Source organism: Enterobacter mori LMG 25706 (assembly GCF_000211415.1).
In the GTDB taxonomy this organism is placed as follows: Bacteria; Pseudomonadota; Gammaproteobacteria; order Enterobacterales; family Enterobacteriaceae; genus Enterobacter; species Enterobacter mori.
In genome coordinates, this window is the sequence record NZ_GL890775.1 from 711,196 (window position 1) to 722,310 (window position 11,115).

An 11,115-nucleotide genomic window follows, 5' to 3' on the forward strand; every position below is an offset into this window, starting at 1 on the left:
AATGTGTATGGATTTACAGCGAATACGGAGTAAGTATTTGATTATCCGTATAAAAATAAATTTTAAAAGTTATGAAAAGAGTTGAATTTTTTCGTTAGGCCTCCCGTAAAACAGTTAATTAAAATGGAGTATTTACCACAAAAAGTAACAGTCCAGCCCAGGTAAGTATTATTATATTTACCCGTAATTAACTTAATTATTACAATCAAACGTCATTACCGAAAAAATAAAAAAAGGGGCAATGAAATTGCCCCGTAATATAGCCCAGACGATTGGATACGCCTACATCTGGTAATGTTATGTGCGCTTATTTTGACCAGTAAGCGGCTTTTGCCTTCTGTAATTTTTCATACGCTTTCAGCAGCGACTGATGTGCCGGGAAGGCTTTCAGATCGCTATCAACAGCCTGCAGGCCATAGAACGGCTCTTCGCCGCTCAGCGCCGCGCTGGCTGCTTCGACGGCATCTGCACCGTACATACGAACAAAGGCATTCAAGTACTGCAGAGGTTCACGGTCCTCTTCCTGAGCGAGCAGCAACAGCGTCTGAAGACAGCGGTAGTAGTTGGTGCGCTCGGCTGAGAAGACGGACTGGTTGAATTCCATGGTCCACTCGGTCCAGGCCAGGGCCTGATCCAGATCGCCACCCGCAAGCGCCAGCATCGCTTTCAGCTCACCAATACGCAGGGTGTACCAGCCATTGTCTTTACCGGTCGCCAGACCCAGCAGTTCACGCACGCGGGTGAAGTCATCGTGGCCTTCTTCGTCCAGTTGGGCGATCAGGTTCAGATAATCTTCTTTCTCCCACTCGCTGCCCGGCAGGGCCAGCAGCGTTTCGCGCAGGTGCGCGCCCATGCTGTTATTCGCCAGCCACAGATCTTCAGCCGGGTAGATGTCGGACATGCCAGGAACGATAATGCGGCACGCGTAGACGCCAAGGTGTTCGTAGTCGGCAATATAGACGTCCTGGTCTTCCGCTTTGAAGATTGCCATCAGCGTGGCGAACTCTTCTTCCGTGGTACCGGCAAAACTCCAGTCCACGAACGGATAGTCTGCATCCTGCTTAAACATGTCCCAGGAGATCAAACCGCTGGAGTCGATAAAGTGGGTTTCGAGGTTGGTATGCTCGGCCACTTCTTCATCGTCAAAGGTTGGCGGGGTGAACACGTCGAGATCTTTCAGGCTACGGCCCTGCAGCAGCTCGGTGACGGTACGCTCCAGTGCCACGCCGAAGTCCGGGTGCGCGCCGAAGGAGGCGAAGCAGGTGCCGTTGGTCGGGTTAAACAGTACGACGCAGATAACGGGATATTTGCCGCCCAGCGAGCCGTCATAGGCAAAGATTGGGAAACCTTCTGCTTCCAGCTTAGCGATGGATTCCACCACGCCCGGATAGCGCGCCAGCACGTCTGCCGGAATTTCTGGCAGGCTGATGGATTCGGCGATGATGCGGTTTTTAATGTGACGTTCGAAGACTTCAGACAGACCCTGCACGCGCGCTTCATTGCGGGTGTTACCAGCGGACATACCGTTAGATACATACAGGTTACCGACGATGTTCATCGGGATGTAAACGGTCTTTTCGTCTGACTGGCGGGTAAACGGCAGGGCGCAGATACCGCGATCCTCGTTACCGGACTGCAGATCGATCAGCATGCTGGCAGTCAGTTCGTTATCTGGATCGTAGAACGCACGCAGGCGCGCGTCGAGAATGCCTTCCGGCAGTTCGTCGTCTTCGGTCAGCGGGAACCATTTTTCGTTCGGATAGTGAACGAACGGGCCGTTAGCGATGGTTTCGCCCAACCAGAAGTCAGCGAAGAAATAGTTGGTGGACAGACGCTCAAAATACTCACCCAGCGCAGAGGCCAGTGCCGCTTTTTTTGTCGCGCCTTTACCGTTGGTAAAGCACAGGGCACAGTCTTTATCGCGAATATGCACGGACCAGACATGCGGCACCGGATTGAGCCAGGAGGCTTCTTCAATGTTAAAACCCAGGTCGGTCAGTTTCTGCTGGAAGCGAGCGATGGAATCTTCCAGAGCGGCGTCTTTGCCGGGGATAAACGTTTGAGTCATGGCGTTCACTTTTATCGTACGTAAAGCGCGCAATGATACGGGTTTTGCGTGACGGGTGCTATCTTCGGCGAAAATAAAAGGCTGGGCTATGCTTAGTGGCAGTAACTGACTGTTAAGGCATAGAAAAATGAAAGCATTTGATCTCCAACGGATGGCGTTTGATAAAGTTCCTCCTGAGTTTCTGGGCGAAGTGGCGCTGCGCAGCCTGTATACCTTCGTACTCGTCTTCCTGTTTCTTAAAATCACTGGCCGTCGCGGCGTGCGGCAGATGTCGCTCTTTGAAGTGTTGATTATCCTGACGCTGGGGTCAGCGGCGGGGGACGTCGCCTTTTATGACGATGTGCCGATGGTGCCGGCGTTTATCGTTTTTGTCTCACTGGCGCTACTTTACCGTCTTGTCATGTGGCTGATGTCGAAAAGCGAAAAGCTGGAAGATCTACTTGAAGGGAAGCCGGTCGTTATCGTCGAGGACGGACAGCTGGCCTGGGAAAACGTGCAAAGCGCCAATATGACGGAGTTTGAGTTCTTTATGGAGCTACGCCTGAACAGCGTTGAACAGCTCGGGCAGGTGCGGCTGGCGATCATGGAAACCAACGGGCAGATCAGCGTCTATTACTATTCTGACGACGAGGTGAAGCCGGGACTGTGTATCTTGCCGGATATGCTGATTGAGCGTTTCAGAACGGTACCTGAATCAGGTGAATATGCTTGCGTAAGATGTAGCCACGTTGTGGCGATGCAGCCGGGGGATCGTCAATTATGCCCCCGCTGTGCAAATCCGGAATGGACGAAGGTTAGCCGGGCCAAACGTATCACATGACAGGCATTTTGTCGGTTTTGTCTTAGCGAGGCGGCAGATTGTTTTGTGTGACGCGGGGCACATTTCATGGGTCATAAGTTTTAGACATTGCGGCGCGTGTCACTGAATGATAAAACCGATATCCACAGTTATAACTTATGGCTTTTAGCGTGGTGAGGGGAAATGGCTCAAGTCTTTAATTTCAGTTCAGGTCCGGCAATGTTACCGGCAGACGTGCTTAAACAGGCTCAACAGGAGCTGTGTGACTGGAACGGTCTGGGTACGTCGGTGATGGAAGTTAGCCACCGTGGTAAAGAGTTTATTCAGGTGGCGGAAGAGGCAGAAAAGGATTTTCGCGATCTGCTGAACATTCCCTCGAACTACAAAGTATTGTTCTGCCACGGCGGTGGGCGCGGTCAGTTTGCCGGTATCCCGCTCAACCTGCTGGGAGACAAAACTACCGCTGATTATGTGGACGCGGGCTACTGGGCGGCCAGCGCTGTCAAAGAAGCGCATAAGTACTGCACACCGAATGTTATCGACGCCAAAGTGACCGTTGACGGCCTGCGCGGCGTTAAGCCGATGAGCGAGTGGCAAGTTTCTGATAACGCAGCCTATCTCCACTATTGTCCGAATGAAACCATTGACGGTATCGCCATCCATGAAGAGCCAAACTTTGGTGAAAACGTGGTTGTTACCGCGGACTTCTCTTCGACCATTCTTTCCACGCCGCTGGACGTTAGCCGTTACGGTGTGATCTACGCTGGCGCACAGAAAAATATCGGCCCTGCGGGGCTGACTATTGTGATTGTGCGTGAAGACCTGCTGGGCAAAGCACACAAATCCTGCCCGTCGATTCTCGATTACACCGTGTTGAACGATAACGATTCTATGTTCAACACGCCACCAACGTTTGCCTGGTACCTTTCCGGCCTGGTCTTCAAATGGCTGAAGCAAAACGGCGGTGTGGCGCAGATGGATAAGGTTAACCAGCAGAAGGCTGAACTGCTGTACGGCGTGATCGACAAGAGCGATTTCTACCGTAACGATGTGGCCATCGCTAACCGTTCCCGCATGAACGTGCCGTTCCAGCTGGCCGACAGCAACCTGGATAAAGCCTTCCTGGATGAGTCCTTCGCTGCGGGTCTGCACGCGCTGAAAGGCCACCGTGTGGTGGGCGGCATGCGTGCCTCCATCTATAACGCTATGCCGCTTGAAGGCGTCAAAGCGCTGACCGATTTCATGATCGACTTCGAACGTCGTCACGGTTAATTTGCTGTTATTCACCCCCGCAGCATTCCTGCGGGGTTTTTATTATGTTGAGTTGAGAGTTTAGTTTTCATGGAATCCCTGACGTTACAACCTATCGCGCGGGTAGATGGCACCATCAATCTGCCTGGTTCAAAAAGTGTCTCGAACCGCGCTCTGCTGCTGGCAGCTCTGGCAAACGGCACCACCGTCCTCACAAACCTGCTGGACAGCGATGACGTGCGCCATATGCTCAATGCACTGAAAGCGTTGGGCGTTCATTACACTCTCTCTGACGATCGTACCCGTTGTGAAGTCACCGGCAACGGCGGCGCATTACGTTCCGCTGAAGAGCTTGAGCTGTTTTTGGGTAACGCGGGTACCGCGATGCGTCCGCTGGCGGCAGCCCTGTGTCTGGGCAGCAACAATATTGTGCTGACCGGCGAACCGCGTATGAAAGAGCGTCCGATTGGCCATCTGGTCGATGCCTTACGCCAGGGCGGCGCGCAGATTGACTATCTGGAGCAGGAAAACTATCCACCACTGCGTCTGCGCGGTGGTTTTACCGGCGGTAACGTTGAGGTGGACGGCAGCGTTTCCAGCCAGTTCCTGACGGCACTGCTGATGACCGCGCCGCTGGCACCACAGGATACGGTGATCGCGATTAAAGGCGATCTGGTTTCTAAACCGTACATTGATATCACGCTGCACCTGATGAAAACCTTCGGTGTTGAGGTGGAAAACCAGTCTTATCAGCGCTTCGTGGTGCGCGGGGCACAGCAGTACCAGTCTCCGGGCAACTACCTGGTTGAAGGGGATGCGTCATCCGCGTCCTACTTCCTGGCCGCGGGTGCGATTAAAGGCGGCACGGTAAAAGTGACCGGTATTGGCCGTAACAGCGTGCAGGGCGATATCCGTTTTGCGGACGTGCTGGAAAAAATGGGCGCGGTTGTTACCTGGGGCGATGACTTTATCTCCTGTACCCACGGCGAGCTGAATGCCATCGACATGGACATGAACCATATCCCGGATGCGGCGATGACCATCGCCACGGCGGCGCTGTTTGCCAAAGGCACTACCACGCTGCGTAATATCTACAACTGGCGCGTAAAAGAGACTGACCGCCTGTTCGCGATGGCGACCGAGCTGCGTAAGGTCGGCGCAGAGGTGGAAGAGGGCGAAGACTACATTCGCGTGACCCCGCCGGCAAAACTGCAGTTTGCGGAAATCGGCACCTATAACGATCACCGTATGGCGATGTGCTTCTCGCTGGTGGCGTTGTCAGACACGCCTGTGACCATTCTTGACCCGAAATGTACGGCGAAAACGTTCCCGGACTACTTCGAGCAGCTGGCGCGCATTAGTACGCTGGCCTGATACCCTCATGCCGCATCATCCGATGCGACATTTCCTTACGCTTCCTGACGAACACTCCCGCTCATTTCTTCTACACTCTGCTTCTATCATTCTGTAATTTGCACGCAAAGGTAACAGTTGCGCACGTTGGCGCGTATAATGCGCGGCGTTCATGTAAACGGTATGCCTTATTTAAGGAGAAAAAGATGACGGCACTTGCCCCGGTAATCACCATTGATGGGCCTAGTGGCGCAGGGAAAGGTACTCTGTGCAAAGCGATGGCAGAAGCATTGCAATGGCATCTTTTAGATTCGGGAGCAATCTATCGCGTGCTGGCTCTGGCTGCGCTGCATCACCATGTGGATGTCGCCTCTGAAGAAGCGCTGGTACCGCTGGCTGCGCATCTGGATGTGCGTTTTGTTTCGACTGATGGCAACCTTGAAGTGATCCTGGAAGGAGAGGACGTCAGCGGGGAAATTCGTACTCAGGAAGTCGCTAACGCGGCCTCCCAGGTCGCAGCCTTCCCGCGCGTTCGCGAAGCCTTGCTGCGCCGCCAGCGTGGTTTCCGTGAAGCCCCTGGTCTGATCGCTGACGGACGTGATATGGGAACGGTGGTATTCCCTGATGCGCCAGTGAAAATTTTCCTCGACGCCTCTTCGGAAGAACGTGCGCAACGCCGCATGCTTCAGTTGCAGGAAAAGGGGTTTAGTGTTAACTTTGATCGCCTTTTATCCGAGATAAAAGAGCGCGATGACCGCGATCGTAACCGCGCCGTCGCCCCACTTGTTCCTGCAGAAGATGCATTAGTGCTGGATTCAACCAGTTTAACTATTGAGCAAGTGATTGAAAAAGCGCTACAATATGCGCGCCAGAAACTGGCACTCGCGTAATCGCGACCGATTTAGTAGTACCCCGCTGCAATGGATTGACGGCGGGTATGTGAAACAACCCCATCCGGCATGGAGCCAGGTGGACGTTATCTTAACCTGAAGATTAAACATGACTGAATCTTTTGCTCAACTATTTGAAGAATCCTTAAAAACAATCGAAACCCGTCCGGGTTCCATCGTTCGTGGTGTTGTTGTTGCTATCGACAAAGACGTAGTACTGGTTGACGCCGGTCTGAAATCTGAGTCCGCCATTCCGGCAGAGCAGTTCAAAAACGCCCAGGGCGAGCTGGAAATCCAGGTTGGTGACGAAGTTGACGTTGCTCTGGATGCAGTGGAAGACGGCTTCGGTGAAACCCTGCTGTCCCGTGAGAAAGCTAAGCGTCACGAAGCTTGGATCACGCTGGAAAAAGCTTACGAAGAAGCTGAAACTGTGGTCGGTGTTATCAACGGCAAAGTTAAAGGCGGCTTCACTGTTGAGCTGAATGGTATTCGTGCGTTCCTGCCAGGTTCACTGGTAGACGTTCGTCCAGTCCGTGACACCCTGCACCTCGAAGGCAAAGAGCTTGAGTTCAAAGTAATCAAGCTGGACCAGAAGCGTAACAACGTTGTTGTATCCCGTCGTGCCGTTATCGAATCCGAAAACAGCGCAGAACGCGATCAGCTGCTGGAAAACCTGCAGGAAGGCATGGAAGTCAAAGGTATCGTTAAGAACCTCACTGACTACGGCGCATTCGTTGACCTGGGCGGCGTTGATGGTCTGCTGCACATCACCGACATGGCGTGGAAACGCGTTAAGCACCCAAGCGAAATCGTGAACGTTGGCGACGAAATCACTGTTAAAGTGCTGAAGTTTGACCGCGAACGTACTCGTGTATCCCTCGGCCTGAAACAGCTGGGCGAAGATCCATGGGTAGCTATCGCTAAGCGTTACCCAGAAGGTACTAAACTGACTGGTCGCGTTACCAACCTGACTGACTACGGCTGCTTCGTTGAAATCGAAGAAGGCGTTGAAGGCCTGGTGCACGTTTCCGAAATGGACTGGACCAACAAAAACATCCACCCATCCAAAGTTGTTAACGTTGGTGATGTAGTGGAAGTGATGGTTCTGGATATCGACGAAGAACGTCGTCGTATCTCCCTGGGCCTGAAACAGTGCAAAAACAACCCATGGCAGCAGTTCGCGGAAACCCACAACAAGGGCGACCGTGTTGAAGGTAAAATCAAGTCTATCACTGACTTCGGTATCTTCATCGGCCTGGACGGCGGCATCGATGGCCTGGTTCACCTGTCTGACATCTCCTGGAACGTTGCAGGCGAAGAAGCAGTACGTGAATACAAAAAAGGCGACGAAATCGCTGCAGTTGTTCTGCAGGTTGACGCAGAGCGTGAGCGTATCTCCCTGGGCGTTAAACAGCTCGCAGAAGATCCGTTCAACAACTGGGTTGCACTGAACAAGAAAGGCGCAATCGTAAACGGTAAAGTGACTGCAGTTGACGCTAAAGGCGCAACCGTAGAACTGGCTGACGGCGTTGAAGGTTACCTGCGCGCTTCCGAAGCTTCACGTGACCGCGTTGAAGATGCCACTCTGGTTCTGAGCGTTGGCGACGACGTTGAAGCTAAGTTCACCGGTGTTGACCGTAAGAACCGCGCAATCAGCCTGTCTGTTCGTGCTAAAGACGAAGCTGATGAGAAAGATGCAATCGCAACTGTTAACAAACAGGAAGATGCAAACTTCTCTAACAACGCAATGGCTGAAGCTTTCAAAGCAGCTAAAGGCGAGTAATATCAAGTTCTCACCATCATTTGAGCTGTAACGTATTTACAGCGAGAAGGATGAGGAGCAGACTTGACAGATTGCAGGATTCGTCCTGTAATCAATAACAAAGGGCGGCTACGGCCGCCCTTGTTTAATGAGCTGTCCAGCTAATTGGCTTGAAACGAACCGGAGGAATCATGACCAAGTCAGAATTGATTGAAAGACTTGCCAGTCAGCAACCGCACATCCCTGCAAAGGCTGTGGAAGATGCTGTTAAAGAGATGCTGGAGCATATGGCCACCACTCTTGCCCAGGGCGAGCGCATTGAAATCCGCGGTTTCGGTAGTTTTTCTCTGCACTATCGTGCTCCACGTACCGGGCGTAACCCGAAGACTGGCGATAAAGTTGAGCTGGAAGGCAAGTACGTTCCGCACTTTAAGCCGGGTAAAGAACTGCGCGATCGCGCCAATATTTACGGCAACTGAGTTTTAGCCATAATGGCTAAACTGGGTTTAAAAGAAAGCACCTGCGGGTGCTTTTTTTGTGCCTCTCGTCTGCATTTCTGAATGCGTCACGCATTTCCATGCTGGCTTTTCTGCAAACCGCTAAAAACGTTGCAGCGCCCGCCGTAACGCCCCTTTTTCCTGTCTGACGACACGCTATTCTCACGGCATACTGCCCGAAACCGGGAGGTATAAATGGGGATCCACATTGTCAGTGCTTGCGCCATTCTGGCCATTATTCCGCTCTATTGGTTACCTGTTGTACCGGAGCCAGAGAGCGTCTGGATGATGATTGCCGCAGGTATCGCGTTAGCCGCGCAGCAAAGACGATGGCTAACGTTCTCAGGTATCGGGTTGCTCTTTTTTTGCTGGGGCGTATTAGCGGCGCAGGAGAGCATTTGGCCTTTGAATCATCTCACGACAGGGCCGCAGCAGGCGGAGGTGGTCATTACAGCAACCGACGGCGCAACAATGCATCAAGGAAACATTGTCAGCCTCAACGGAAAACGCTGGTGGGGCGTCACTGGGGTGACGCTGTATGGCAATTACCTGCCCCAAAAAGCGTGTGCTGGTCAACGCTGGGCCATGGTGCTGCGTCTTAGAGCGGTACATGGTGAATTAAACGATGGTGGCTACGATTCGCAGAAAAATGCTTTTGCCCGACATCAAACGCTGAGCGGGCGTTTTACGCATGCTGAGGTTGTTGACGCACGCTGTAGCCTGCGTTCACGGTACCTGGGCTCACTGCAAAACGTACTCACAGCATATCAGTGGGGGCCGGTGATCCTTGGGCTGGGGATGGGGGAGCGCCTGAATGTACCGCGTGAGATAAAAAATATCATGCGCGAGACAGGAACAATACACCTGATGGCGATTTCGGGTCTGCACATCGCGCTGGCTGCGTCCATCATCTGGTTACTGGCAAGAGGGTTGCAATATTTCCTGCCGAGCCACGCTATCCATTGGCAATTTCCCATGCTTGCAGGTCTGTGCTTTGCGGCTTTTTATGCATGGTTAACGGGGATGCAGCCGCCCGCAATGCGCACGGTTGTCTCTCTCTCAGTGGTGGCTGTGCTGCGGATTAGCGGCCGTCAATGGTCTCCCTGGCAGATCTGGTTAGCCTGCGTGGCGGCAATTCTGATTTTTGACCCTGTGGTTGTTCTGTCGCAAAGCTTTGCGCTGTCGGCGTTTGCGGTCGCGGCATTAATTTTTTGGTACCAGTGGCTACCGCTTCCGAACGGGCGCTGGATCCGCCGAATAAAACCTCTGGCAAATCTCATTCATCTGCAGACAGGAATGCTGTGCCTGCTGCTTCCGCTGCAGGTGCTGATTTTTCATGGTTTCAGCCTGTCTTCATTCCTCGCGAATCTGTTTGCTGTTCCGCTGGTCACGTTTATTTCCGTGCCGCTGATCCTTCTCGGTATGCTGCTCCATCTTTTTCCGCTGGCGTTACTGGAGAACGCTGTCTGGTATGCGGCCGATAAGTCTCTGGCAGGGTTATTCGGGTTGCTGACTCGTTTGCCAGACGGCTGGCTAGATGTTGATGAACGTTGGCAATACCTGATGCTGCTACCCTGGCTTGCCATTATCGGCTGGCGTTTTCGAAGCTGGAAGGTTCTACCGGCTGTATGTCTGACAGCAAGTATTATGCTCGCACTTCCTTTGTGGCGAACGGATAAAACTAACGGCTGGACGCTGCACATGCTGGATGTCGGGCAGGGGCTGGCAATGGTAATTGAACGTCAGGGGAGGGCTATTTTATACGATACCGGGCTGGCCTGGCCGGGGGGCGATAGCGGGCAGCAGTTGATCATTCCATGGTTACGCTGGCATCACCTGAATCCAGAAGGGGTGATCCTGAGTCATGAGCATCTCGACCACGCGGGAGGACTGGCATCGCTGCAAAAAACCTGGCCCGAAATGTGGGTGAGGAGTCCGCTGCACCAGGATGGACATCTTCCTTGTTTTCGTGGGCAGCAATGGCAGTGGCAAGGGCTAACGTTCAGCGTTCACTGGCCGCCTGATGAAGAGCACGCCAAAGGTAACAACCGCTCCTGCGTGGTTAAGATCGACGACGGTGAGCAGAGCATCCTGCTGACCGGGGATATTGAAGCACAGGCTGAAATGGCAATGCTGAGCCACCGCTGGCGCAATCTTGCGTCTACACTCATTCAGGTACCTCACCACGGCAGCAACACCTCGTCTTCTATGCCGTTGGTGCAGCGTGCAGAAGGGAAAATAGCGCTGGCCTCTGCAGCCCGCTATAACGCGTGGCATTTTCCATCCGCGAAAGTGGTGCGGCGCTACGGGAAAGAGGGATATACCTGGCTAGACACCCCTCATTCTGGACAAATATCGGTGACATTTTCGCAACATAACAGGCAGATCCGACGCCTGCGTGAGCACAATTTACCGCGTTGGTATCATCAGTGGTTTGGCGCGCCCGTAGATAACGGGTAGAATATGCGGCTATTTCAACAAATGCTGGTTTTTTG

8 protein-coding genes are annotated in these 11,115 nt (G+C 53.0%); 7 read left to right on the plus strand and 1 reads right to left on the minus strand.

The window, feature by feature from the left end:
- Positions 1-307: 307 nt before the first annotated feature.
- Positions 308-2,068 carry a 30S ribosomal protein S12 methylthiotransferase accessory factor YcaO gene (gene ycaO, locus ENTMO_RS0108410; RefSeq protein WP_010429234.1) on the minus strand — a complete coding sequence of 587 codons (1,761 nt, stop codon included), beginning with the start codon at positions 2,066-2,068 and terminating at the stop codon, positions 308-310.
- A 127-nt stretch (positions 2,069-2,195) separates the two neighbouring features.
- Here ycaO and ENTMO_RS0108415 point away from each other — a divergent pair, with 127 nt between their 5' ends.
- From ENTMO_RS0108415 to ENTMO_RS0108445, 7 genes are all read left to right on the plus strand, one after another.
- Positions 2,196-2,888: a DUF421 domain-containing protein gene (locus ENTMO_RS0108415; protein WP_010429236.1), complete on the plus strand. Its 693-nt coding sequence runs from the start codon at positions 2,196-2,198 to the stop codon at positions 2,886-2,888.
- Positions 2,889-3,050: 162 nt separating this feature from the next.
- The gene (gene serC, locus ENTMO_RS0108420) at positions 3,051-4,139 is read left to right on the plus strand and encodes a 3-phosphoserine/phosphohydroxythreonine transaminase (RefSeq protein ID WP_010429240.1); all 1,089 of its coding nucleotides are present in this window, start codon (positions 3,051-3,053) and stop codon (positions 4,137-4,139) included.
- Between the two features lie 69 nt (positions 4,140-4,208).
- Positions 4,209-5,492 carry a 3-phosphoshikimate 1-carboxyvinyltransferase gene (gene aroA, locus ENTMO_RS0108425; RefSeq protein WP_010429243.1) on the plus strand — a complete coding sequence of 428 codons (1,284 nt, stop codon included), beginning with the start codon at positions 4,209-4,211 and terminating at the stop codon, positions 5,490-5,492.
- 185 nt (positions 5,493-5,677) lie between these two features.
- Positions 5,678-6,361, plus strand: coding sequence for a (d)CMP kinase (cmk, locus tag ENTMO_RS0108430; protein ID WP_010429248.1), 684 nt, complete (start codon positions 5,678-5,680; stop codon positions 6,359-6,361).
- A 109-nt stretch (positions 6,362-6,470) separates the two neighbouring features.
- Positions 6,471-8,144 (plus strand): 30S ribosomal protein S1, encoded by a 1,674-nt coding sequence (gene rpsA, locus ENTMO_RS0108435; RefSeq protein WP_010429251.1) that lies wholly within the window; start codon positions 6,471-6,473, stop codon positions 8,142-8,144.
- Positions 8,145-8,314: 170 nt separating this feature from the next.
- Entirely contained in the window at positions 8,315-8,602 is a 288-nt protein-coding gene (gene ihfB, locus ENTMO_RS0108440; protein ID WP_003858233.1) for an integration host factor subunit beta, read from the plus strand.
- A gap of 213 nt (positions 8,603-8,815) precedes the next feature.
- Positions 8,816-11,080 carry a ComEC family protein gene (locus ENTMO_RS0108445; protein ID WP_010429259.1) on the plus strand — a complete coding sequence of 755 codons (2,265 nt, stop codon included), beginning with the start codon at positions 8,816-8,818 and terminating at the stop codon, positions 11,078-11,080.
- The last annotated feature ends 35 nt before the right edge of the window (positions 11,081-11,115 follow it).

Coding starts and splice junctions, on each gene's coding strand:
- ENTMO_RS0108445 (WP_010429259.1), top strand. CDS start 8,816: ATGGGGATCCACATTGTCAGTGCTTGCGCCATTCTGGCCATTATTCCG.
- serC (WP_010429240.1), top strand. CDS start 3,051: ATGGCTCAAGTCTTTAATTTCAGTTCAGGTCCGGCAATGTTACCGGCA.
- aroA (WP_010429243.1), top strand. CDS start 4,209: ATGGAATCCCTGACGTTACAACCTATCGCGCGGGTAGATGGCACCATC.
- ENTMO_RS0108415 (WP_010429236.1), top strand. CDS start 2,196: ATGAAAGCATTTGATCTCCAACGGATGGCGTTTGATAAAGTTCCTCCT.
- rpsA (WP_010429251.1), top strand. CDS start 6,471: ATGACTGAATCTTTTGCTCAACTATTTGAAGAATCCTTAAAAACAATC.
- ycaO (WP_010429234.1), bottom strand. CDS start 2,068: ATGACTCAAACGTTTATCCCCGGCAAAGACGCCGCTCTGGAAGATTCC.
- ihfB (WP_003858233.1), top strand. CDS start 8,315: ATGACCAAGTCAGAATTGATTGAAAGACTTGCCAGTCAGCAACCGCAC.
- cmk (WP_010429248.1), top strand. CDS start 5,678: ATGACGGCACTTGCCCCGGTAATCACCATTGATGGGCCTAGTGGCGCA.